The 22960-nt window shown below is 56.9% G+C and carries 21 protein-coding genes and 1 pseudogene; 14 read left to right on the top strand and 8 right to left on the bottom strand.

Annotation, left to right across the window (positions count from 1 at the left end):
- The first annotated feature begins 194 nt into the window (after positions 1-194).
- The 3 genes from malZ (at position 195) to IPZ49_RS17855 (ending at position 6088) form a co-directional block, all read left to right on the top strand.
- Positions 195-2012, top strand: coding sequence for a maltodextrin glucosidase (gene malZ, locus IPZ49_RS17865; protein WP_063146603.1), 1818 nt, complete (start codon positions 195-197; stop codon positions 2010-2012).
- 90 nt (positions 2013-2102) lie between these two features.
- Entirely contained in the window at positions 2103-4712 is a 2610-nt protein-coding gene (locus IPZ49_RS17860; protein ID WP_063146602.1) for a DUF2339 domain-containing protein, read from the top strand.
- The gene (locus tag IPZ49_RS17855) at positions 4709-6088 is read left to right on the top strand and encodes a DUF3999 domain-containing protein (RefSeq protein WP_063146601.1); all 1380 of its coding nucleotides are present in this window, start codon (positions 4709-4711) and stop codon (positions 6086-6088) included. The genes IPZ49_RS17860 and IPZ49_RS17855 overlap by 4 nt, the downstream gene beginning before the upstream one ends.
- Positions 6089-6136: 48 nt before the next feature.
- On the opposite strand, the gene IPZ49_RS17850 is transcribed toward IPZ49_RS17855, so the two are convergent.
- On the bottom strand, positions 6137-6739 hold the full coding sequence (locus tag IPZ49_RS17850; RefSeq protein WP_003859113.1) for a peroxiredoxin C: 603 nt from the start codon (positions 6737-6739) through the stop codon (positions 6137-6139).
- 127 nt (positions 6740-6866) lie between these two features.
- Positions 6867-7448: an ACP phosphodiesterase gene (gene acpH / locus IPZ49_RS17845; protein ID WP_022647220.1), complete on the bottom strand. Its 582-nt coding sequence runs from the start codon at positions 7446-7448 to the stop codon at positions 6867-6869.
- 92 nt (positions 7449-7540) lie between these two features.
- On the opposite strand from acpH, the gene queA reads away from it, so the two are divergent.
- The 6 genes and pseudogenes from queA to IPZ49_RS17815 form a co-directional block, all read left to right on the top strand.
- Entirely contained in the window at positions 7541-8611 is a 1071-nt protein-coding gene (gene queA / locus IPZ49_RS17840) for a tRNA preQ1(34) S-adenosylmethionine ribosyltransferase-isomerase QueA (RefSeq protein WP_022647221.1), read from the top strand.
- A 53-nt stretch (positions 8612-8664) separates the two neighbouring features.
- Positions 8665-9792, top strand: coding sequence for a tRNA guanosine(34) transglycosylase Tgt (gene tgt / locus IPZ49_RS17835; RefSeq protein ID WP_003859110.1), 1128 nt, complete (start codon positions 8665-8667; stop codon positions 9790-9792).
- Between the two features lie 22 nt (positions 9793-9814).
- Complete coding sequence (gene yajC, locus IPZ49_RS17830) at positions 9815-10147, top strand: preprotein translocase subunit YajC (RefSeq protein WP_003859109.1); 333 nt, start codon at positions 9815-9817, stop codon at positions 10145-10147.
- Positions 10148-10174: 27 nt separating this feature from the next.
- Complete coding sequence (gene secD / locus IPZ49_RS17825) at positions 10175-12022, top strand: protein translocase subunit SecD (RefSeq protein WP_032621613.1); 1848 nt, start codon at positions 10175-10177, stop codon at positions 12020-12022.
- Positions 12023-12032: 10 nt separating this feature from the next.
- On the top strand, positions 12033-13004 hold the full coding sequence (secF, locus tag IPZ49_RS17820; RefSeq protein WP_003859105.1) for a protein translocase subunit SecF: 972 nt from the start codon (positions 12033-12035) through the stop codon (positions 13002-13004).
- Positions 13005-13074: 70 nt separating this feature from the next.
- Positions 13075-13185: pseudogene (locus tag IPZ49_RS17815) on the top strand (DNA-binding transcriptional regulator); the annotation flags it as partial.
- A gap of 88 nt (positions 13186-13273) precedes the next feature.
- Here the strand turns inward: IPZ49_RS17815 and IPZ49_RS17810 are convergent.
- On the bottom strand, positions 13274-14158 hold the full coding sequence (locus IPZ49_RS17810) for a nucleoside-specific channel-forming protein Tsx (RefSeq protein WP_032621817.1): 885 nt from the start codon (positions 14156-14158) through the stop codon (positions 13274-13276).
- A gap of 268 nt (positions 14159-14426) precedes the next feature.
- A complete protein-coding gene (locus tag IPZ49_RS17805; RefSeq protein ID WP_022647224.1) occupies positions 14427-14966 on the bottom strand; it encodes a DUF3251 domain-containing protein in 540 nt (179 codons plus the stop codon).
- A 152-nt stretch (positions 14967-15118) separates the two neighbouring features.
- Here IPZ49_RS17805 and nrdR point away from each other — a divergent pair, with 152 nt between their 5' ends.
- From nrdR to thiL, 5 genes are all read left to right on the top strand, one after another.
- A complete protein-coding gene (gene nrdR / locus IPZ49_RS17800) occupies positions 15119-15568 on the top strand; it encodes a transcriptional regulator NrdR (RefSeq protein WP_003859099.1) in 450 nt (149 codons plus the stop codon).
- Positions 15569-15572: 4 nt separating this feature from the next.
- Positions 15573-16676 (top strand): bifunctional diaminohydroxyphosphoribosylaminopyrimidine deaminase/5-amino-6-(5-phosphoribosylamino)uracil reductase RibD, encoded by a 1104-nt coding sequence (ribD, locus tag IPZ49_RS17795; protein ID WP_022647225.1) that lies wholly within the window; start codon positions 15573-15575, stop codon positions 16674-16676.
- An 87-nt stretch (positions 16677-16763) separates the two neighbouring features.
- Positions 16764-17234 (top strand): 6,7-dimethyl-8-ribityllumazine synthase, encoded by a 471-nt coding sequence (gene ribE / locus IPZ49_RS17790; RefSeq protein ID WP_003859098.1) that lies wholly within the window; start codon positions 16764-16766, stop codon positions 17232-17234.
- A 21-nt stretch (positions 17235-17255) separates the two neighbouring features.
- A complete protein-coding gene (gene nusB, locus IPZ49_RS17785; protein WP_006809908.1) occupies positions 17256-17675 on the top strand; it encodes a transcription antitermination factor NusB in 420 nt (139 codons plus the stop codon).
- Positions 17676-17752: 77 nt separating this feature from the next.
- A complete protein-coding gene (thiL, locus tag IPZ49_RS17780) occupies positions 17753-18724 on the top strand; it encodes a thiamine-phosphate kinase (RefSeq protein ID WP_022647226.1) in 972 nt (323 codons plus the stop codon).
- Positions 18725-18793: 69 nt separating this feature from the next.
- Here thiL and IPZ49_RS17775 read toward each other — a convergent pair whose 3' ends face one another.
- The 4 genes from IPZ49_RS17775 to xseB all read right to left on the bottom strand — a co-directional run bounded on the left by IPZ49_RS17775 (position 18794) and on the right by xseB (position 22860).
- On the bottom strand, positions 18794-19768 hold the full coding sequence (locus IPZ49_RS17775) for an aldo/keto reductase (protein WP_023305572.1): 975 nt from the start codon (positions 19766-19768) through the stop codon (positions 18794-18796).
- 62 nt (positions 19769-19830) lie between these two features.
- The gene (gene dxs, locus IPZ49_RS17770) at positions 19831-21693 is read right to left on the bottom strand and encodes a 1-deoxy-D-xylulose-5-phosphate synthase (RefSeq protein WP_063146600.1); all 1863 of its coding nucleotides are present in this window, start codon (positions 21691-21693) and stop codon (positions 19831-19833) included.
- Between the two features lie 24 nt (positions 21694-21717).
- Positions 21718-22617, bottom strand: coding sequence for a (2E,6E)-farnesyl diphosphate synthase (gene ispA, locus IPZ49_RS17765; protein ID WP_038415485.1), 900 nt, complete (start codon positions 22615-22617; stop codon positions 21718-21720).
- Positions 22618-22860, bottom strand: a complete 243-nt coding sequence (xseB, locus tag IPZ49_RS17760; RefSeq protein ID WP_003859094.1) for an exodeoxyribonuclease VII small subunit — start codon at positions 22858-22860, stop codon at positions 22618-22620.
- Between the last annotated feature and the right edge of the window lie 100 nt (positions 22861-22960).

The raw sequence follows: 22960 nt of genomic DNA, 5'->3' as shown, positions 1-22960 counted from the left end.
AAAGCAACTTTATTGCTTCTGCATAAAAAAATTACTGGGGATCCCTCAGCCCCGTGGGAGAGGGTTAGGTGAGGGCATCAGGCCGCACTGATGCCTCCTCCCCCGTCCTCCTCCCCCAATAAATCCCATCATGGTGAGCTATCCTTAACAACCCTGTGGCAAGGTGACGTCAATTTCATCAAAGGGGATTCGTGATGTTAAACGCCTGGCACCTTCCGGTTGCCCCATTTGTTAAGCAAAACAAAGACAACCTTGTGATTACGCTCTGGCTGGCAGGGGAAAATCAGCCTGAACGTGTGACCCTGCGCGCCGAAGTGGATAACGAAGAGACATCGCTGAAAATGCACAAGGTGCGCAGCCAGCCTCAGCCGGGTATTACGGCGTGGCGGGCGAATATCGATTTGCGCAGCGGACAGCCGCGTCGCCGCTACGGCTTCAAGCTGCTGTGGAACAACCGCCAGCTGTGGTTTACCCCGCAGGGCTTCAGCCGTTTCCCTCCGGCCAGGCTGGAGCAGTTTGCCGTGGATCACCCGGATAACGGCCCGCAGTGGGTTAACGATCAGGTCTTTTACCAGATTTTCCCGGACCGCTTTGCGCGCAGTGAAAAGCGCACCGCCGATCAGGACAAGGTTTATTACCATCATGCGGTCGGTCACGACATCATTCTGAAAAAATGGGACGAGCCGCTGACCGCCCAGGCGGGGGGATCGACCTTTTACGGCGGCGATCTCGACGGTATCAGCGAAAAACTGCCATACCTGAAAAAGCTCGGCGTGACGGCGCTGTACCTGAACCCGGTGTTTAAAGCGCCAAGCGTTCACAAATACGATACGCAGGACTACCGCCACGTTGACGAGCAGTTTGGCGGTGACGAGGCGCTGCTGCGGCTGCGCCACAACACGCAAAAAGAGGGTATGCGCCTGATCCTTGATGGCGTGTTCAATCACAGCGGTGATTCTCATGCGTGGTTCGACCGTCACAATCAGTCGATGGGCGGCGCATGCCATAATCCGGACTCCCCCCAGCGTGACTGGTACAGTTTTGACGAGAATGGCCGCGCCCTGGACTGGCTGGGCTACCCGAGTCTGCCGAAGCTCGATTTCCAGTCGTCAACGCTTGTGAATGAAATCTACGGCGGCGAAGACAGCATCGTGCGCCACTGGCTGAAAGCGCCGTGGAATATGGACGGCTGGCGGCTGGACGTGGTGCATATGCTGGGTGAAGCAGGCGGGGCGCGGAATAACCTTCAGCATGTCGCCGCCATTACCCGGTCGGCAAAAGCGGCCCGGTCGGAAGCATTCGTCTTCGGGGAGCACTTTGGCGACGCGCGTCAGTGGTTGCAGGCAGATGCAGAAGACGCGTCGATGAATTATCGCGGCTTCACCTTCCCGCTGTGGGGCTTCCTCGCTAACACCGATATCTCTTACGATCCGCAGCATATTGACGCCGAAACCTGCATGGCGTGGATGGAGAACTATCGCGCTGGCCTGTCTCATCAGCAGCAGCTTCGGATGTTTAACCAGCTCGACAGCCACGATACCGCGCGCTTTAAATCGCTGCTGGGTAAAGATGTGGCGCGTCTGCCGCTGGCGGTGACCTGGCTTTTCACCTGGCCGGGCGTGCCGTGCATCTATTACGGAGATGAAGTGGGGCTGGACGGTAACAACGATCCGTTCTGCCGCAAAACCTTCCCATGGGAGCCTGAAAAGCAGGATCAGGATCTGTTCAGCCTGTACCAGCGTATGGCGACACTACGCAAGCAGAGCCAGGCCCTGCGCTACGGGGGCTGTCAGGTGATGTACGCCCAAGATAATGTGGTGGTGTTTGTCCGCGTCTACAACCAGCAGCGCGTGCTGGTGGCGATCAACCGGGGCGAGGCGTGTGAAGTGGTGCTGGAAGATTCACCGCTGCTGGCCGGTAAAACGTGGAAGAGCAAAGAGGGGAAAGCGACGTTACAGGAGAACGTGCTCATGCTGCCGGCGATCTCCGCTACGGTCTGGTTCGGCAGCTAAGCGCAGGCAGCATGGTTTTCACCTTTTAGATGGCGCAAATGCAACTATTTGTGTCAATCTTAACGGATCTTTTACGGTGAAGGTGGAAACATGGACGAGCTTTACATCCTTGGCTGTTTGTTCCTGGTTTTTGCGCTGGTCGTGGCCCCCGTGCTTGCGGTGATAGGCTTTAATCGAAGCACGGCGGCGCGGCAGGAGATCGCCCGGCTTCGCCAGCGCATTGAGGCGCTTGAGCAGCACGGTGTAGCTGAGAAAGCGCCGGAGCCGGTGCAGACCGCCGCGCCAGTGGAGACACCAGCGCCGGTGCCAGAGGCCGTTAACGCACCTGTCGATCCCTGGCGTCCCGAACCGCCCGTCACTGAAGCAGAACCTGCGCCTGTCCCGGCGGCAAAACGGCCTTCCGCCTTTGGCGGCATCCTGTCCTCGCTGACGCGCTGGTTTATGCAGGGCAATCCGCTGGCAAAACTGGGGATTGTACTGCTCTTCCTCGGCCTCTCTTTCCTGCTGCGCTATACCGTTGAACATTCACTGTTTCCGCTTGAGCTGCGTCTTGCCGCCACGGCGCTGTTTGCCATGGTTCTGCTGGCCGTTGGATGGCGGCTGCGGCACAGGCAGCGGATCTACGCGCTGATCCTCCAGGGCGGGGCGACCGGCGTGCTTTACCTGACCGTCTTTGGCGCATTCCGGCTGTGGCAGATGCTGCCGATGACGCTGGCGTTTGCGCTGCTGGTGGTGATTTGCGCGGCGAGCGTCGGGCTGGCCGTGCTGCAAAAGGCGCTGAGCATTGCCATGCTGGCGAGCCTCGGCGGATATCTTGCGCCGCTGCTCCTGTCTACCGGGGGCGGTAGCTTTGTGGCGCTGTTCTCCTTCTATCTTCTGCTCTCCATCGGCATTCTCGTCATCAGCATCTGGCAGCACTGGCGCGAGCTCAACCTGCTCGGGCTGCTCTTCACGTTTGGCGTTGGCGGAGTGTGGGGGCTGAGCGACTACCAGCCTGAAAACTATGTTATCTGTCAGCTGTTCCTGATTGCCAATACGCTTATTTTTGGCGTGTTTAGCGTAGCGCTGTCGCTGCGGGCGCAGGAAAAAGGTAAACAGATTATTGACGGCGTACTGCTGTTTGCTCCGCCGCTGATTGGTTTTGGGATGCAGTACGGCATGACGTCTCACTGGACGTACGGCCCGGCGCTCAGCGCGCTGGGCTATGGTGCGTTTTATCTCTCACTGGCGTTTCTCGCACTGCGACGCTATCCGTCTGTCGGGCGGCCACTGATTATGGCGGCGCTGGCGATCGGCGGCGGGTTTGCCACGCTTGCCATTCCGCTGGCGCTTTCAGCGCGCTGGACGGCGATGGCCTGGGCGCTGGAAGGGCTGGGTATTCTCTGGCTGGGCGTGCAACAGCAGCAGCGGCGCATGAGCTATAGCGGGACGGCGCTGCTGGTGCTGGCGCTCGGCAGCGCGATATGGGCGCAGATGGACGGCGTCACCTCCCTGAGCCTGCTGCTTATTTTCGCAGTGCTCAGTCTTTGCTGGCTGGCTGCAGCCTGGCTGTGGCGAAAACTCTCTCTGCCGGGCAGTTGGGCGCTGCTGGTCGGTGGGCTGCTGTTCTGGTTAGTGGCGCAACTTGGTGCGTCGCAACTGATCCTCAAGACAGAATTATCGGTTCTTGCGGGCGTGCTGGCGCTGACGGCGGTGTCGGCCTGGGGATGGCGGCAGGCTGCCGCTCGTCTGGCATGGCGGGAGCTGGATGCCAGCAAATGGCTGCTGTGGCCGGTGATGCTGCTGATGGTGCTTTATCAGGTCTGGCAACAGCAGATCCTGGCAGCCGGCTGGGCAAATCTGGCCTGGTCTATTGCGCTGCCTGCCGCCCTGATGATGCTGCGGCGCGACGAAGATAAACTTCTTCCGCGCATCGCAATGGGGCTGCATCTGTCGCTGTTGTGGATGATTTTACTTGCCATGGCCGCCGAGCTTTACTGGTTTGCCCGCTCCCTGCCATGGGGCATGGCGGCCTGGGGAAGCGGCATTGCGATGGCTGTCGGCGGTGGGGTGATTATGGCGCTCTCCGCGGCCGTACGGCGTCGCGGGTGGCCGTTCCGGGTATGGCCTGCGCTCTACGCCTGCCTTGCCGTGATCCCTGTGGTTGTGGCGCTGGTGGTATTGCTGGTCGTGACTAATTTCCAGGACGGGGTAGTCTATCGACAGACCTGGCTGCCGCTGGTGAACCCGCTTGAGGAAGGGGCGGCGTTCGCGCTGCTGGGGCTGGTGGTGTTTTATCGGGCAGTGGATCGCCACTATCCGGCATCGCTTGCTCAGTCCCGACCGTGGCCCGCCGTTGTGCTGATGGCGCTTGGCTTCTGGTGGCTCAACGGCGCGCTGCTGCGCGCGCTGGCGTGGTACGGCGAGGTGGCCTGGAATATGGAGTCGCTGTGGCATTCGCGGCTTATCCAGACCACCTTTGCCCTGTTCTGGATGTTCTGCGCGCTGGTGGTCATGATCCGCGCCACCCGTCAGGCCTCCCGTCAGCAGTGGCTTGCCGGTGCGGTGCTGCTGGGGGTGGTCATGCTCAAACTGATGCTGGTGGACAGCGCGGGCGGTGGCGGCCTGGCGCGTGCTGTCGCGTTTATTGGCGTGGCGATCCTGGTCCTGATTGTGGGCTATTTCTCGCCGCTACCGCCTAAAGCAGGAGAAGAAAAATGAAATGGATGAATGCGGTTGTTTGTGCGGCACTGCTGGCCGTGGCCGGTCCGGCATTCAGCGAGGGCGCGCCGGTGGAATCCCCGCGGGATTATGCCTATGGCCTGTCCCTTGATACCTCTGCCTCTTCGCCGTGGTATCGGGTCATGCTGCCGCTGGCGGTTTATCAGCAGAGCACATCGCCCGATCTGCGCGACGTGCGCGTGTTTAATCAGTCGGGCGAGCCGGTACCGTTCAGCCTGGTTACCACGACGCGTCCGCAGCCAGCACCGACCACCACGGCGCTGCGCCTCTTTGCGCTTAACGCCTCGCCGGGCGGGGAAGAGGGCAGTGGCGATAAAATTATGTTACGTGCCAGAAACGGCGTGGAGATTGTGCTGGAAGGGCAACACGCGGCGGCTGCCGGACAGCATTATCTGCTGACCCTGCCGGAAAACGCGACGGAGGTTCCGCTCTCTCAGCTCCAGCTTTTCTGGGACACGCCGCAGGGCTCGTGGCAGGGGACGGCATCGGTCTATTACAGCGAGGATCTAAAAAACTGGTATACCCTGCGCGAAGAGATGCCCCTGCTGGACGTGATGAGTGGACAGGATCGCCTGAAGCTCGACCGCATCGATACCGATCTGGTGTTATCTCCTGAGGCGAATCGCTATCTGCTGCTGGTGCTGAACACGGGGCGTTCAGCCCTGACGTTAACCGGCGTCAACGCGATTAACGCTCCTGCGCAGCCGGAATCAGAGCACATTAGCCTGGCGGGAGAGGGGGAGCGGCTATCCGATAGCGAAGCCGTGTGGCGCTGGACGCATCCGCAGCCTCTGAGTGCGATAGCCTTCATGCTGAATGGCGACGGCGTTCTCCCGGCAGAAATAGCCTGGCGGGGGGCGGACAAGGATCGGTGGCATACGCTGAAAAAAGAGGTGATCTACCAGCTCGGCGGCAAAACGTCTGAACCTGTTCCGCTCCCGGGCGGGCTGGTCGAGGCGGTAAAAATCAAGACCTACAATGCGCGTTTGCCAGAGAACCTGCCGGGCGTGATCGGGCAACGCGTGCGCTATGATCTGGTGTTCAACGCGCAGGGAAAGGGGCCGTATCTGCTTGCGTGGGGGAACGGGGCTGCGAAACCGGCAAGCGTGGAGACGGATATGCTGATCCCGACCGAACTGCGTAAAACCTACGCTCTGGCAGCCCTGCCGATGGCGGATACGCTGGAACCTGTCCCGCTGGGCGGCGAGGCGCGTTTAACCGCGACGTCTGCGGCTGAGCAGGAAAGCAGAATGAAAACGCTGATGGTCTGGGGCGTACTGATCGTCGGGGTGATGGTGCTTGCGGGTATGGCATGGCGCATCTGGCGCGAGGTAAAAAAAGACGGCGCAGCATAAGCCATAAAAAAACCCGCGTAGTCGCGGGTTTTTCGTAAACCGTGCCGATTACAGGCTGGATACGTTCTCAGACAGGTATTTAGCTACGCCGTCTGGGGAAGCCGCCATACCTTCTTTACCTTTTTCCCACTGAGCCGGGCACACTTCACCGTGCTCTTCGTGGAACTGGAGCGCGTCAACCATGCGCAGCATTTCGTCGATGTTACGACCCAGCGGCAGATCGTTCACAACCTGGTGACGAACGATGCCGTTCGCGTCGATCAGGAAAGAACCACGCAGCGCAACGCCAGCGTCCGGATGTTCGATACCGTAAGCCTGCTGGATTTCGCGTTTGATGTCCGCAACCATCGCGTATTTCACCGCACCGATGCCGCCGTTTTCGACAGGGGTGTTACGCCATGCGTTGTGTACAAATTCAGAGTCGAAGGAGACGCCAACCACTTCCACGCCACGCTTCTGGAATTCTTCGTAACGTTTGTCGAACGCGATCAGCTCAGACGGGCAAACGAAAGTGAAGTCCATTGGCCAGAAGAACAGAACGGTCGCTTTACCGTTGGTGTGCTGTTTGAAGTTGAAGTTTTCAACGATTTCACCGTTGCCCAGAACGGCGGCAGCTGTAAAATCCGGAGCCGGACGAGTTACCAGAACCATATGATTCTCCTGTAGATACTAAGGTTATTTGGAACGCAACGCGGGCCAGTATAGAGGCAGCGCGGGAATAAGACAAAGAGGTGGTAACAATCGTTCCACCAGCTTTTACCTATCAATCGAACCGGCATCACAGTTCTTTATTTTTCGCCTGCGCCATCATGCGCGGGTAGAACTGCCAGAAGCGCGTTTCCAGCGCGTCATAATGTTTGTCCAGGTCGTGCCAGGAGTCGCGCAGCGCGTCCAGACGCGGTCGACGGCTGGCCATGCCGTTGAGCACGTTCTGAATGAAATCCATCTCGCGGTAACGCTCCAGCCAGCGTTCAGACCACAGATAGTTATTCAGATTCACAAAGCGCGGTGGGGAGTCCGGCAAAATGATCGACACCTGCGCGTGGGCGTAGCGCACAAACTCAGGCAGCGACATATCAGGCGACAGCTGGGACCAGTGGCGCGACAGGAAATGATCCCACATGACGTCGAGCGTGATCGGCGCCACGCGTCGCGTTTCGGGGCGGAACCAGGCTTTGGCTTCCGTCACTTCCGGCAGGTTATCGGTCAGCACGTCGATGCGGCGGTGCATAAAAATCCCGTCGATAACCTCGGGGGAATAATCTTCCGCGGGGTTGCCGCGTACGAAATCGGCCAGCAAATTGCCGGAGAGGGAGCTGTCCGCGAGGTGAGCGAGATGCAGGTGAGCGAGAAAATTCATGCGTTTTATTTGTCCGGTGGCGGCTAGTTGTTGCAGCAAATGGGTGGGAGCACTAGACTATGCCGCCTGTTTTTAAGTCACGAGTATACGTCATGCGCGTCGCCGATTTCTCCTTTGAACTACCTGAATCCCTGATTGCTCACTACCCCATGCCTGAGCGTAGCAGCTGTCGCTTGCTGTCACTGGACGGGCCAACGGGCGCGCTGACGCACGGTACTTTCACCGATCTGCTCGACAAGCTCAACCCTGGCGATCTGCTGGTCTTTAACAATACCCGCGTGATCCCTGCGCGTCTGTTTGGCCGTAAAGCCAGCGGCGGCAAGATTGAGGTGCTGGTCGAACGTATGCTCGATGATAAACGTATTCTGGCACATATTCGCGCATCCAAAGCGCCGAAGCCGGGCGCTGAACTGCTGCTGGGTGATGACGAGAGCATCAAAGCGACAATGACCGCGCGTCACGACGCGCTGTTCGAGGTGGAGTTTAACGACGAGCGCACGGTGCTGGATATCCTCAACGCCATCGGCCACATGCCGCTGCCGCCGTACATTGAACGCCCGGATGAAGAAGCCGACCGCGAGCTGTATCAGACCGTCTACAGCCAGAAGCCTGGCGCAGTGGCGGCGCCAACGGCGGGCCTGCACTTTGATGAACCGCTGCTGGAAAAGTTGCGCGCCAAGGGTATTGAGATGGCCTTCGTGACGCTGCACGTCGGCGCGGGGACGTTCCAGCCGGTGCGCGTGGACAGCATCGAAGACCACATCATGCACTCTGAGTATGCCGAAGTGCCGCAGGAGGTGGTTGATGCGGTGCTGGCGGCGAAAGCGCGCGGTAGCCGCGTCGTGGCCGTCGGTACAACGTCGGTACGTTCCCTTGAGAGCGCTGCGCAGGCCGCGAAAAAAGAGCTGATTGAGCCCTTCTTTGGCGATACGCAGATCTTTATCTACCCGGGCTATCAGTACAAAGTCATTGATGCGCTGGTGACCAACTTCCATCTGCCTGAATCGACGCTGATTATGCTGGTCTCCGCGTTTGCGGGGTATCAGCATACGATGAACGCCTACAAGTCTGCGGTAGAACAAAAATATCGCTTTTTTAGCTACGGTGACGCGATGTTTATCACGTACAATCCGCAGGCTTTGAATGAGCGTGTCGGGGAATAAGTCTGCGGCACCGTGTTACAACGTTGGACTGTTTTTCTGACGTCGGAGAAAAAATGAAATTTGAACTCGATACCACCGATGGCCGCGCGCGTCGCGGTCGCCTGGTGTTTGATCGCGGCGTGGTAGAAACCCCCGCGTTTATGCCTGTGGGCACGTACGGCACCGTAAAAGGAATGACGCCGGAAGAAGTTGAAGCCACTGGCGCACAGATTATTCTCGGCAACACCTTCCACCTGTGGCTGCGTCCAGGCCAGGAGATCATGAAGCTCCACGGCGATCTGCACGACTTCATGCAGTGGAAAGGCCCCATCCTCACCGACTCCGGCGGTTTCCAGGTCTTCAGCCTGGGCGATATCCGTAAGATCACCGAGCAGGGCGTACACTTCCGTAACCCGATCAACGGCGATCCAATCTTCCTCGATCCGGAAAAGTCTATGGAGATTCAGTACGATCTCGGTTCCGATATCGTGATGATCTTCGACGAATGTACGCCATACCCGGCGGACTGGGACTATGCCAAACGTTCCATGGAGATGTCCCTGCGTTGGGCGAAGCGTAGCCGCGACCGTTTTGACTCCCTGCAAAACAAAAATGCGCTGTTCGGCATTATCCAGGGCAGCGTTTACGAAGATTTACGCGATATCTCGGTTAAAGGTCTGGTAGAGATAGGCTTTGATGGCTACGCTGTCGGCGGTTTGGCTGTGGGTGAGCCGAAGGAAGATATGCACCGTATTCTGGAGCATGTCTGCCCGCAAATCCCGGCGGATAAACCACGATACCTGATGGGTGTGGGTAAACCAGAAGATCTGGTGGAAGGCGTACGTCGCGGCATTGATATGTTCGACTGCGTTATGCCAACCCGAAACGCACGTAACGGTCATCTGTTCGTTACCGATGGCGTGGTGAAAATCCGTAACGCGAAGCATAAGAGTGACACCAGCCCGCTCGATTCCGAGTGCGATTGCTATACCTGTCGCAATTATTCTCGCGCGTATCTGCATCATCTCGATCGTTGCAACGAGATTTTGGGGGCGCGTCTCAATACCATTCATAATCTTCGTTATTATCAGCGCTTAATGGCTGGTTTACGTAAGGCTATCGAAGAGGGTAAATTAGAGAGCTTCGTGACCGATTTCTACCAACGTCAGGGGCGGGATGTTCCACCGTTGAACGTTGATTAATTTTAATAATGAGGGAATTTGAATGAGCTTTTTTATTTCTGATGCGGTAGCAGCAACGGGTGCACCAGCGCAGGGCAGCCCGATGTCTCTGATTCTGATGCTGGTTGTGTTCGGTCTGATCTTCTACTTCATGATCCTGCGTCCACAGCAGAAGCGTACTAAAGAGCACAAAAACCTGATGAACTCCATCGCGAAGGGCGATGAAGTCCTGACCAATGGTGGCCTGGTGGGTCGCGTAACCAAAGTAGCGGAAAACGGCTACATTGCTATCGCCCTGAACGACACCACTGAAGTGGTTATCAAACGTGACTTCGTAGCTGCCGTTCTGCCGAAAGGCACCATGAAGGCGCTGTAATCCCAACTTTTCCCAAAGGGAACTGCCGTGTTAAACCGTTATCCTTTGTGGAAGTACATCATGCTGGTCGTCGTGATTATCGTCGGCCTGCTGTACGCGCTTCCCAACCTGTATGGTGAGGATCCGGCCGTTCAAATCACTGGCGCGCGCGGTGTCGCCGCCAGTGAGCAAACGCTGATCCAGGTCCAGAAAACGTTACAAGAAGAAAAAATTACCGCTAAGTCTGTGGCACTGGAAGAGGGCGCAATTCTTGCTCGCTTCGACACCACCGACACGCAGCTCCGCGCACGTGAAGCGCTGATGGGCGTGCTGGGTGATAAATATGTCGTGGCGCTTAACCTTGCTCCTGCAACCCCACGCTGGCTGGCTGCGCTGAACGCAGAGCCAATGAAACTGGGTCTTGACCTGCGTGGCGGCGTTCACTTCCTGATGGAAGTGGATATGGATACCGCGCTCGGCAAGCTACAGGAACAGAATATCGACAGCCTGCGCAGCGATCTGCGCGATAAAGGCATTCCGTACACCACCGTACGTAAAGAAGATAACTACGGCATGAGCATCACGTTCCGCGACAGCGCGGCACGCGATCAGGCTGTGACCTATCTGTCTCAACGTCACCGCGATCTGGTGATCACCTCTCAGGGCAGCAATCAGCTGCGTGCGGTAATGACCGACGCGCGTCTGAGTGAAGCACGTGAGTACGCCGTTCAGCAGAACATTAACATTCTGCGTAACCGTGTAAACCAGCTGGGCGTGGCTGAACCACTTGTACAGCGTCAGGGTGCTGACCGTATCGTGGTCGAACTGCCAGGTATCCAGGATACCGCCCGTGCGAAAGAGATTCTGGGCGCGACGGCGACTCTGGAGTTCCGTCTGGTTAACGCCAACGTTGACCAGGCTGCTGCGGCTTCAGGCCGTGTGCCGGGCGATTCCGAAGTGAAACAGACCCGCGAAGGCCAGCCGGTTGTGCTGTACAAACGCGTGATCCTGACCGGTGACCATATCACCGACTCCACTTCAAGCCAGGATGAGTACAACCAGCCGCAGGTTAACATCTCGCTGGACAGCGCAGGTGGCAACATCATGTCTAACTTCACCAAGGACAACATCGGCAAGCCGATGGCGACCCTGTTCGTGGAGTACAAAGACAGCGGTAAGAAAGATGCCAATGGCCGTGCCGTGCTGGTGAAAGAGGAAGAGGTGATTAACATCGCCAACATCCAGTCTCGTCTGGGTAACAGCTTCCGTATTACCGGTATCAGCAACCCGAACGAAGCGCGTCAGCTCTCTCTGCTGCTGCGTGCCGGTGCGCTGATTGCGCCAATTCAGATTGTTGAAGAGCGTACCATCGGTCCAACCTTGGGTATGCAGAACATCAAGCAGGGTCTGGAAGCGTGTCTGGCCGGTCTGGCGGTGTCCATCATCTTCATGATCTTCTTCTATAAGAAGTTCGGCCTGATTGCGACCTCCGCGCTGATTGCCAACCTGGTGCTGATCATCGGTATCATGTCCCTGCTGCCGGGGGCGACGCTAACCATGCCGGGTATCGCGGGTATCGTTCTAACCCTTGCGGTGGCGGTCGACGCCAACGTACTGATAAACGAACGTATCAAAGAAGAGCTGAGCAACGGTCGTTCTGTACAGCAGGCGATTGAAGAAGGCTACAAAGGGGCGTTCAGCTCCATCTTCGATGCGAACGTAACAACACTGATTAAGGTTCTTATCCTGTATGCAGTGGGTACTGGCGCGATCAAAGGCTTTGCGATTACTACCGGTATCGGTGTCGCAACGTCGATGTTTACCGCTATTGTCGGCACCCGTGCCATCGTGAACCTGCTGTACGGCGGCAAGCGCGTCAAAAAGCTGTCTATCTGAGGAGTGCGTTGTGGCACAGGAATATACTGTTGAACAATTGAACCACGGCCGTAAAGTCTGGGACTTTATGCGCTGGGACTACTGGGCCTTCGGCATTTCAGGTTTTCTGCTGATCTTGTCCATCGTCATTATGGGCGTGAAAGGCTTTAACTGGGGTCTGGATTTCACCGGTGGTACGGTGATCGAAATTACCCTGGAAAAACCGGTCGATATGGACCAGATGCGTGAGTCTCTGCAAAAAGCGGGCTTTGAAGAGCCGCTGCTACAGAACTTCGGCAGCAGCCGCGACATCATGGTGCGTATGCCGCCGGTACACGATGCCAACGGCAGCCAGGAGCTGGGCAGCAAGGTCGTTCAGGTTATTAACGAAACGACCAGCCAGGATGCAACGGTTAAGCGTATTGAGTTTGTCGGCCCGAGCGTTGGTGCTGACCTGGCACAGACCGGTGCGATGGCGCTACTGGTGGCGCTGATCTCGATTCTGATTTACGTCGGTTTCCGCTTTGAGTGGCGACTGGCGGCAGGCGTGGTTATCGCTCTGGCGCACGACGTGGTGATCACCATGGGCATACTGTCTCTCTTCCACATTGAGATTGACCTGACGATTGTGGCATCCCTGATGTCCGTTATCGGTTACTCACTGAACGACAGTATCGTGGTATCTGACCGTATTCGTGAAAACTTCCGTAAGATCCGTCGCGGCACGCCGTACGAAATCTTTAACGTGTCGTTGACCCAGACGCTGCACCGTACGTTGATCACCTCCGGCACCACCCTGATGGTGATCCTGATGCTGTTCCTGTTCGGTGGCCCGGTGCTGGAAGGCTTCTCGCTGACCATGCTGATCGGTGTGTCTATCGGTACGGCCTCGTCTATCTACGTCGCGTCCGCGCTGGCGCTGAAGCTGGGCATGAAGCGCGAGCATCTGATCCAGCAGAAAGTCGAGAAAGAAGGGGCGGATCAGCCGTCCATTCTGCCGTAAGAGTCTTATGCGGTATCGAAATCCCGGCCTGCTGGCCGGGATTTTTTTTGTCTATTCCTGACAGTATGCATATCGCTGCTTCCGGCTCGACAGGTGCCTCAATATTGTGCAGACGGAGAGACGCTTTAGCGAAAGTGCGGACAGAGCTCTGGCAGATTTTTTGCGGAAGGTGAAGCAGTAAAAAGCCGGGTGGCGTCTACGCCTTACCCGGCCTACATTCGGATCGTAGGCCCGGCAAGCGCAGCGCCACCGGGCGAAGTCCGCACAGGTTAGAAGTTGTAACCCACGACCAGGTAACCACCCCAACCGGTAGAGCGAACGCTGAAGTCGCCGTTGCCGAAGTTCAGGCTGGCGTCGTCGTTCCACTGGCCACCGTTGTGCCAGTAACGCGCAACAACAGAGTAGTGCCAGTGATCGTAGTTCAGCGCCAGAATGTGGCTGGAGGCGATGGAGTTACTGGTACGAGCATGCTTCCCGTTGTTGTCATAGAAGTTATCGTCGCCCAGGTCTGAACCCCAGTCAAAGTTGGTGAAGCCGATATAGCTCAGGTTACCGCCCCACAGCTGAGTGATTGGCACAAAGTATTTCACTTTGAAACGGTAGCCATCCCACTCGTTCTCATTTGATGCGCCATAGTTCTGCCACTGGTATTTCGCATACACGTTCAGTGACAGGCTCATTGGCAGGCCGGTTTCGATGTCAGTACCCAGACCCATATACCAGGTGCTCTGTTCCTGAGAATCGTTGCGACCCATGTCATAGATGTAGTTGTTCGCGAAGTACCACTCTTTGAACGGACCAAACGCTAGGCTGGTGCCGGTCAGTTTGTCGATAGAGAAACGAGGTTCGATTTCCATGAACAGCGGGGAGCCATTGTTCCAGATACCTTTCGCATCGGAGTTACCGCCGAAGAATACCGGCAGATCGACGTAGCCGTAGAAATCAAACCAGTCTTTTTTAGCGAATGCTTCGTACTCGAGGTAAGTATCGTTGCGGATCTGCGGCCCGAAACGGGTGTGGTAGCTGCCTACCACGTTAACGCTCTGGTGCCACCAGTCGGAGAGATATTGTGGTTTGTCGTTTTCCGCTGCGTTAACAGTGAAAGAGGAGGACAGTGCCAGCACGGCGCCAGCTGCGAGTAATGTTTTTTTCATAATCATGCCACTGATTGAAATTCCCTTCCGGGAGTGAAAAATGCGCGAATTGCGTTTCTAAATATTTCGTGTTTCTGCGGAGCCTATTATAGGAATCCTTGCTCACAAAAATATGTGTTGTTTCACATATCTCTCACATACGTAATCGATTGCGTTCACGTTTGCGTACTTTAAACGGCCGGGATTGTAGCGGCAATCATTTATGTTGCCAATCCATACGAAATGTAAATGTTAGCGGAGTGACATTTCACTCCGCTAGAAGGGCGGGTTATTGCGCGGCAGGTTGAATGTCGTGAATGCGGATAAAACCCAACTGTTCTGGCGTCAGTCCGCTCAGCTGGAGCGGGATATCAACATCGCTCGGTGCCAGCGTGCTGGCGGGGGCGGTGAAGAGCTGATTCTTCACATTCACCTCCTGATAGCTCTCCGTGGTGCCCTGAATCTGGCCCCACTCTACGGTGCCGCTGAAGGCGGGAAGCGGATCGTTGGATTCACCCTGAATGCGTAATGTTGCGCGCGTACCATCGGCATTCGCTGCAACATTCACCAGAGACATCCTTAGCGTGCCAATCTGGCTGTTCAGACGCGCGGGCGTGTTTGCGCCCGGCAATAAATAAACGCCATTGCTGGATTTGGCATTCAGCGCGTTCTGCTGGGTGATCTTCACGGTTTCTTTATTAAGTTTGTCCATCGCCACATTGAGCGTATTCACGCTTTGTTTCATCTCGCGAACTTCACTTTGCTGTGCGCAGGCGCTGAGCGTGAACAGGCTCCCAACCAGCACTATTTTCAGGTAACGTCTTGTCATTGCGTTTAATTCCTTGAAATCACACATTGCTGCAATGGTAGACAGGATAGTGGCGTCAGGCATAGATCCTTTGTCTCAAAAAGCTCTTCCTTTGTTGTCGGGCCAGTTCAGGGTAAAATAGAAATCAGTTAACCAGATAACAGGGACATCGTATGCATTGCCCATTTTGCTCCGCTGTGGATACCAAAGTCATCGACTCACGTCTTGTAGGCGAAGGGTCTTCCGTGCGTCGTCGTCGGCAGTGTCTGGTGTGTAACGAGCGTTTTACCACCTTCGAGGTGGCAGAGCTGGTAATGCCGCGCGTGGTAAAAAGTAACGATGTGCGCGAACCGTTCAATGAAGAAAAACTGCGTAGCGGGATGCTCAAGGCGCTGGAAAAACGGCCCGTCAGCTCCGATGACGTCGAAATGGCGTTAAATCATATTAAATCTTATCTGCGGGGGCTAGGTGAGCGCGAAGTGCCGAGCAAAATGATCGGTAACCTGGTGATGGAACAGCTGAAAAAGCTCGATAAAGTCGCCTATATTCGCTTCGCCTCCGTTTACCGCAGCTTCGAAGACATTAAAGAGTTTGGCGAAGAGATCGCCCGCTTACAGGATTAAGCCTATGCAGGACGAGATGTACATGGCGAGAGCCATGAAGCTGGCACAGCGCGGTCGGTTTACCACTCACCCTAACCCTAATGTCGGGTGCGTCATTGTTAAAGATGGCGAGATCGTGGGGGAAGGTTTTCACTACCGCGCAGGCGAGCCGCACGCTGAAGTGCATGCCCTGCGCATGGCGGGGGAGAGGGCGCGTGGCGCGACGGCTTACGTGACGCTGGAGCCATGCAGTCATCACGGGCGCACGCCTCCGTGCTGCGAAGCACTGATTGCGGCGGGAGTCTCGCGCGTTGTCGCCGCCATGCAGGATCCTAACCCGCAGGTGGCGGGCCGCGGGCTGTATCGTCTGCAACAGGAAGGGATCGACGTCAGTCACGGCCTGATGATGCAGGATGCCGAAGCCATCAACAAAGGCTTCCTGAAGCGTATGCGCACCGGCTTCCCGTTTATCCAGCTTAAGCTTGGCGCGTCACTGGATGGCCGCACGGCGATGGCGAACGGCGAGAGCCAGTGGATCACCTCGCCACAGGCAAGGCGCGATGTGCAACGTCTGCGCGCACAAAGCCATGCTATTCTCACCAGCAGTGAAACGGTGCTGGCTGACGATCCGGTCCTGACCGTGCGCTGGGATGAGCTGAATGCCGATACCCAGGCGCTCTATCCGCAGGAGAACCTGCGTCAGCCGCTGCGCATTATTATTGATAGCCAGAACCGCGTGACGCCGGAACACCGTATCGTGCAGCAGCCGGGGGAAACCTGGATTGCCCGCACCAAAGAAGATACGCGCGAATGGCCGCAAGGCGTGCGCAGCATTATGGTACCGGAGCACAACGGGCATCTCGATCTGGTGGTGCTGATGATGCTGCTGGGTAAACAGCAGGTCAACAGCATCTGGGTTGAAGCCGGTCCGACGCTCGCCGGCGCGCTGCTCCAGGCAGGGCTGGTGGATGAGCTTCTGGTCTACGTTGCGCCTAAACTGTTAGGTAACGACGCGCGCGGCCTGTTTGTGCTGCCCGGCCTTGAAAAACTGGCCGATGCGCCGCAACTCTCATTCAGCGAGATTCGTCCGGTAGGCCCGGATGTCTGCCTCCATTTAACGACAGCGTAATTGCTCCTGAAATAGGGAAGCAGTGCGCAAAGTATTATGATAAAATCCGCCCCCCTGCGGGGCCAAATGAACCCGTAAAGGAAGAGTATGAACATTATTGAAGCTGCTGTAGCTACCCCGGACGCTCGCGTCGCCATCACCATTGCGCGTTTCAACAACTTCATCAACGACAGCCTGCTGGAAGGTGCGGTTGACGCCCTGAAACGTATCGGCCAGGTTAAAGATGACAACATTACCGTCGTTTGGGTACCAGGTGCTTACGAACTGCCACTGGCAGCGGGCGCGCTGGCGAAAACCGGTAAATACGACGCGGTGATTGCACTGGGTACTGTTATTCGTGGCGGCACTGCGCACTTCGAATACGTTGCGGGCGGTGCAAGCAATGGTCTGGCGCACGTTGCACAGGATGCTGAAATTCCTGTCGCGTTCGGCGTACTGACTACCGAAAGTATTGAACAAGCCATCGAACGTGCTGGCACCAAAGCCGGTAACAAAGGTGCAGAAGCTGCACTGACCGCGCTTGAAATGATCAATGTATTGAAAGCCATCAAGGCCTGATTTTTTTGTAAGGGGAATTCCGTGAAACCTGCTGCTCGTCGCCGCGCCCGTGAATGTGCCGTCCAGGCACTTTACTCCTGGCAGTTGTCCCAGAACGACATCGCTGATGTTGAATACCAGTTCCTGTCAGAACAGGACGTGAAAGACGTTGACGTTCTGTACTTCCGTGAACTGCTGTCGGGAGTGGCGACTAATAGCGCGTATCTCGATGGTCTGATGAAGCCATACCTGTCCCGTCTGCTCGAAGAGCTGGGCCAGGTCGAAAAAGCAGTGTTGCGTATCGCGCTGTTTGAGCTGTCTAAACGTGATGATGTGCCGTACAAAGTGGCCATCAACGAAGCGATCGAACTGGCAAAAACCTTCGGCGCTGAAGACAGCCACAAGTTTGTAAACGGCGTGCTGGATAAAGCCGCACCTGCGATCCGTCCCCACAAAAAGTGATCCGCAAACCGGAGTCTTGCATTGCCTTTTTGGCAGTGCGGCTCCGGTTTTTTCTTTTATTTGCTGAGGCATAACGTATGGCATGCGGCGAATTCTCCCTGATTGCCCGTTATTTCGACCGTGTCAGAACCTCTCGTCTTGATGTTGAAACCGGCATTGGCGATGACTGCGCACTTCTCAATATTCCCGAAAAACAGACGCTGGCAATCAGCACCGACACCTTAGTATGTGGGCGTCACTTCCTGCCCGATATCGATCCTGCCGACCTGGCGTATAAGGCGCTGGCGGTAAACGTTAGCGATCTGGCGGCAATGGGCGCCGACCCGGCCTGGCTGACGCTGGCGCTGACCCTGCCGGAGGTGGATGAAGCCTGGCTTGAAGCCTTCAGCGATGCCCTGTTTGAACAGCTGAATTATTACGATATGCAGCTGATTGGCGGTGATACCACCGCCGGGCCGCTGTCGATGACCCTGGCAATCCACGGCTATGTGCCAGCGGGGCGCGCGCTGAAGCGTTCGGGCGCAAAACCGGGCGACTGGATCTACGTGACCGGTACGCCGGGGGATAGCGCGGCCGGGCTGGCGATCCTTCAGAACCGTTTAGCAGTTGAAGATGCTGACGATGCGGCGTACCTGGTGAAGCGCCACCTGCGGCCCACGCCGCGTATTTTGCACGGTCAGGCGCTGCGCGAGCGGGCCAGTTCTGCTATCGATCTCTCTGACGGGCTGATCTCCGATCTCGGCCATATCCTGAAGGCCAGTGGCGTGGGCGCACGGATCGATCTGGATCTGTTCCCACTGTCAGAGCCGTTGCGTCGCCATGCCGATCCTGAACAGGCGCTGCGCTGGGCACTATCCGGTGGGGAAGATTATGAGCTGTGCTTTACCGTTCCCGAGCTGAATCGCGGGACGCTGGATGTGGCGTTAGCGCATCTGGGGGCGAAATTTACCTGCATCGGGCAGGTGATGCCGGAAAGTGAAGGGCTGCTGTTTGTCCGCGACGGCGCCCCGGTTACGCTTGACTGGAAAGGGTACGATCACTTCGCGTAATTTTGTGCGCTCTGTATTGCCGGGTGGCGCTGCGCTTACCCGGCCTACGGATTTTGTTCCCTGAATTGTTTATTTAAACCCTACCACCGGATGTTGCTGATACGGCGTCTCCAGCTCGGCAATCTGCTCCGGCGTCAACGATAAGTCCACCGCACTCAACAACTCGTCCAGCTGTTCTTCCCGCGATGTGCCCACAATCGGCGCGGCGACACCGCGCTTGCTCAGCAGCCACGCCAGCGCAACCTGTGCGCGCGTTGCACCGATATCGTCGGCGATCCCGGCTAATCGTTCGGCAATCAACGCATCGCTGGCTTCTGTATCGTCATACAGATTTTTACCTACTTCATCCGATACCAGCCGGGCGGTAGTTTCACCCCACGGACGGGTTAACCTTCCGCGCGCCAGCGGGCTCCACGGGATCACCGCCACGCCTTCCTGGTAGCAGAGCGGCAGCATCTCGCGTTCTTCTTCCCGGTAGATCAGGTTGTAGTGATCCTGCATAGTGACAAAACGCGCCCAGCCATGCTGCGCCTGGAGATCGAGCGCCTGAGCAAACTGTGAGGCATGCATGGACGATGCGCCGATGTAGCGCGCTTTACCGGCTTTCACGACGTCGTTCAACGCTTCAAGCGTCTCTTCGATCGGCGTGTTGTAATCCCAGCGGTGAATTTGCAGCAGGTCGACGTAATCCATGTTCAGGCGTCTGAGGCTGTCATCAATGGATCGCAGGATTTGCGTGCGAGAAAGGCCTTCCGCCAGATCGCCTGAGGGGTAATACACCTTGGTGGCGACCACAATCTCATCCCGACGGGCAAAATCTCGCAGGGCGCGGCCCACAATCTCTTCGCTGCTGCCGTCGGAGTAGCTGTTGGCGGTATCGAAGAAGTTGATGCCGCCGTCAATGGCGCGCTTAATGATAGGGCGGCTGCTCTCTTCCGGCAGCGTCCAGGCGTGATTTCCCCGGTCAGGCTCGCCAAACGTCATGCAGCCCAGGCAAAGCCGGGACACCTTGAGGTCTGTTTTTCCTAATGTCGTGTATTGCATGGTTCCGCTCCTGCTGTTTAAACAATACGTTTAAGCATAGCAGGAGCAGAAAAGGGGAGGGATCAGGCCAGCCAGGTGCGGATTTTAGCTTCGATACCGACGGCGTCCAGGCCAATGTCGGCGCGCGCCTCGTCCTGAGTGCCTTGCGGGATGAAGTGGTCCGGCAGGCCGAGATTAAGCACCGGAACGACTTTACGGTTCGCCATCAGCACTTCGTTCACGCCGCTACCCGCGCCACCCATGATGGCGTTCTCTTCCAGCGTGACCAGCACCTCATGGCTTTCCGCCATGCTCAGAATCAGAGATTCATCGAGCGGCTTCACAAATCGCATATCGACGAGCGTCGCATTCAGGGTTTCAGCGACTTTTGCCGCTTCCGGCATCAGCGTACCAAAGTTCAGGATCGCCACTTTTTCACCGCGACGTTTCACCAGACCTTTACCGATATCCAGTTTTTCCAGCGGCCGTAATTCAACGCCAAGGGCATTGCCGCGTGGATAACGTACCGCACAGGGACCGTCCTGATAGTGGTAACCGGTATACAGCATCTGACGACACTCGTTTTCGTCGCTTGGCGTCATGATCACCATGTCCGGGAGGCAGCGCAGGAAGGAGAGGTCAAATGCGCCCTGGTGCGTCTGGCCGTCAGCCCCCACGATGCCCGCACGGTCGATAGCAAACAGCACCGGCAGCTTCTGGATGGCAACGTCATGGATCACCTGATCGTAGGCGCGTTGCAGGAAGGTAGAGTAAATCGCTACCACCGGCTTGTAGCCGCCAATCGCCAGGCCCGCTGCGAAGGTCACCGCGTGCTGCTCGGCAATGGCGACGTCGAAATACTGGTCCGGGTATTTTTTGGAAAACTCGACCATGCCGGAGCCTTCACGCATGGCAGGCGTCACCGCCATCAGCGTGTTGTCTTTCGCCGCCGTTTCGCACAGCCAGTCGCCGAAGATTTTTGAGTAGCTCGGCATCCCGCCGCTGCTTTTCGGCAGACAACCGCTGGTATGGTCGAACTTGGGCACCGCGTGGAAGGTGATCGGATCTTTTTCCGCCGGTTCGTAACCACGCCCTTTTTTGGTCATGATATGCAGGAACTGCGGGCCTTTCAGGTCGCGCATGTTTTTAAGCGTCGTCACCAGACCTAACACATCGTGGCCGTCCACCGGGCCAATATAGTTAAAGCCCAGCTCTTCAAACAGCGTACCCGGCACGACCATGCCTTTGATATGTTCTTCGGTACGCTTAAGCAGCTCTTTGATCGGCGGTACGCCGGAGAAGACTTTTTTACCGCCTTCGCGCAGTGAGGAGTAAAGCTTGCCGGACAGCAGCTGCGCCAGATGGTTATTCAGCGCGCCGACGTTCTCAGAGATCGACATTTCGTTATCGTTGAGGATCACCAGCATGTCCGGTTTGATATCGCCCGCGTGGTTCATGGCCTCAAAAGCCATCCCGGCGGTGATCGCCCCGTCGCCAATCACGCAGACGGTACGGCGTTGTTTATTCTCTTTTTCAGCGGCAACGGCAATCCCGATGCCTGCGGAAATGGAGGTGGAAGAGTGGCCGACGCTTAACACGTCAAACTCGCTCTCGCCGCGCCACGGGAACGGATGCAGGCCGCCTTTCTGGCGAATGGTGCCAATCTTATCGCGACGTCCGGTCAGAATTTTGTGCGGATAGGCCTGGTGGCCAACATCCCAGATCAGCTGATCGAACGGCGTGTTATAGACGTAATGCAACGCCACGGTCAGCTCAACCGTGCCAAGTCCGGAGGCGAAGTGGCCGCTGGAGCGGCTAACGCTGTCGAGCAGGTAGCGACGCAGCTCGTCACACAGCTTCGGCAGACTCTCTTTCGGCAACAGACGTAACTCCTGAGTGGAGTCAACTAACGCCAGTGTCGGGTATTTGGCAATATCAAAACTCATCAAAGGCTCATCGAGATATATAGTTTATTTATTACGCTGGATTATGTAGTCCGCTAGCGCTTCCAGTGCCGAGGTATCCAGCGATTGCGCGGCCAGCTCATTCAGTGACCGGCGGGCATCGTCTATCAGATCCCGGGCTTTACGTTGGGCATGCTCAAGGCCCAACAGGGCGGGGTAGGTACTTTTGCCAAGCTGCTGATCCGCACCCTGACGTTTTCCCAATGTTGCAGTATCGCCCACCACATCCAGAATGTCATCCTGAACCTGGAATGCCAGACCGATACTTTCTGCGTATCTGTCCAGAACCGGCAGGGCTTTACGCCCGCGTTCACCCGCGCTCAGCGCGCCCAGACGAACGGCTGCCCGAATCAGGGCGCCCGTTTTGTGACGGTGGATGCGCTCCAGCTGTTCCAGAGTTACCTGACGACCTTCAGCCTCTAAATCCAGCGCCTGGCCGCCGCACATCCCGGCGACGCCGCTGGCCATTGCCAGTTCGGACACCATTGCCAGACGATCGCGATCGCTCACTTCAACCATCGGCGCATCGCTCAGAATAGAGAACGCCAGGGTTTGCAGCGCATCACCCGCCAGAATGGCATTCGCTTCGCCGAACTTAATGTGGCAGGTCGGCTGACCGCGACGCAGATCGTCATCGTCCATGGCCGGCAAATCATCGTGGATCAGCGAATAGGCGTGGATACACTCCACAGCGGCTGCCGGGGCGTCCAGCGTGTTATCGCTGATACCGAACATATTGCCCGTGGCATACACCAGGAACGGACGCAGGCGTTTACCCCCCAAGAGTGCGCCATAGTGCATGGCTTCAACCAGAGGAGTGTTCTGAAAAGGCTGCGGCTCAATGAAACGGCGCAGCGCGTCGTTGGCGCGGATGACGCGCGCCTGAAGCGCGTTGGAGAAATCCATTTACTCGGCGTCCGGTGTGAATGGCGTGGTTTTAGCGTCTTCGCTGTCGGAAAGCAGGATCTGCACACGCTGCTCGGCCTGCTGGAGTTTTACCTGCCCCTGGCGCGCGAGCTGCACGCCGCGTTCAAATTCGTTGAGCGCGTCTTCCAGCGGGAGATCGCCGCTCTCAAGACGGGTAACGATCTGCTCCAGTTCACTCAGCGCAGTTTCGAAACTGGCCGGTGCGTCGTTTTTCTTCGGCATAGTGAATTGACTCTTAAATTTTTCGCCCTGACATGGTAACGGACTCGGGGCAATTATCAAATAACGCGAGTGGCGCGATGGTGGTATACTTGCGCGCCTG

The sequence above is a fragment of the Enterobacter cloacae complex sp. S2 genome (assembly GCF_015159675.1).
Lineage (GTDB): Bacteria > Pseudomonadota > Gammaproteobacteria > Enterobacterales > Enterobacteriaceae > Enterobacter > Enterobacter intestinihominis.
This window is presented reverse-complemented; position numbering and strand designations above follow the sequence as displayed.

Bases quoted from the DNA above. Each gene is read 5' to 3' on its own strand.
- malZ (WP_063146603.1), top strand. From the start codon at position 195: ATGTTAAACGCCTGGCACCTTCCGGTTGCCCCATTTGTTAAGCAAAAC.
- IPZ49_RS17860 (WP_063146602.1), top strand. From the start codon at position 2,103: ATGGACGAGCTTTACATCCTTGGCTGTTTGTTCCTGGTTTTTGCGCTG.
- IPZ49_RS17855 (WP_063146601.1), top strand. From the start codon at position 4,709: ATGAAATGGATGAATGCGGTTGTTTGTGCGGCACTGCTGGCCGTGGCC.
- IPZ49_RS17850 (WP_003859113.1), bottom strand. From the start codon at position 6,739: ATGGTTCTGGTAACTCGTCCGGCTCCGGATTTTACAGCTGCCGCCGTT.
- acpH (WP_022647220.1), bottom strand. From the start codon at position 7,448: ATGAATTTTCTCGCTCACCTGCATCTCGCTCACCTCGCGGACAGCTCC.
- queA (WP_022647221.1), top strand. From the start codon at position 7,541: ATGCGCGTCGCCGATTTCTCCTTTGAACTACCTGAATCCCTGATTGCT.
- tgt (WP_003859110.1), top strand. From the start codon at position 8,665: ATGAAATTTGAACTCGATACCACCGATGGCCGCGCGCGTCGCGGTCGC.
- yajC (WP_003859109.1), top strand. From the start codon at position 9,815: ATGAGCTTTTTTATTTCTGATGCGGTAGCAGCAACGGGTGCACCAGCG.
- IPZ49_RS17810 (WP_032621817.1), bottom strand. From the start codon at position 14,158: ATGAAAAAAACATTACTCGCAGCTGGCGCCGTGCTGGCACTGTCCTCC.
- IPZ49_RS17805 (WP_022647224.1), bottom strand. From the start codon at position 14,966: ATGACAAGACGTTACCTGAAAATAGTGCTGGTTGGGAGCCTGTTCACG.
- nrdR (WP_003859099.1), top strand. From the start codon at position 15,119: ATGCATTGCCCATTTTGCTCCGCTGTGGATACCAAAGTCATCGACTCA.
- ribD (WP_022647225.1), top strand. From the start codon at position 15,573: ATGCAGGACGAGATGTACATGGCGAGAGCCATGAAGCTGGCACAGCGC.
- ribE (WP_003859098.1), top strand. From the start codon at position 16,764: ATGAACATTATTGAAGCTGCTGTAGCTACCCCGGACGCTCGCGTCGCC.
- thiL (WP_022647226.1), top strand. From the start codon at position 17,753: ATGGCATGCGGCGAATTCTCCCTGATTGCCCGTTATTTCGACCGTGTC.
- IPZ49_RS17775 (WP_023305572.1), bottom strand. From the start codon at position 19,768: ATGCAATACACGACATTAGGAAAAACAGACCTCAAGGTGTCCCGGCTT.
- dxs (WP_063146600.1), bottom strand. From the start codon at position 21,693: ATGAGTTTTGATATTGCCAAATACCCGACACTGGCGTTAGTTGACTCC.
- ispA (WP_038415485.1), bottom strand. From the start codon at position 22,617: ATGGATTTCTCCAACGCGCTTCAGGCGCGCGTCATCCGCGCCAACGAC.
- xseB (WP_003859094.1), bottom strand. From the start codon at position 22,860: ATGCCGAAGAAAAACGACGCACCGGCCAGTTTCGAAACTGCGCTGAGT.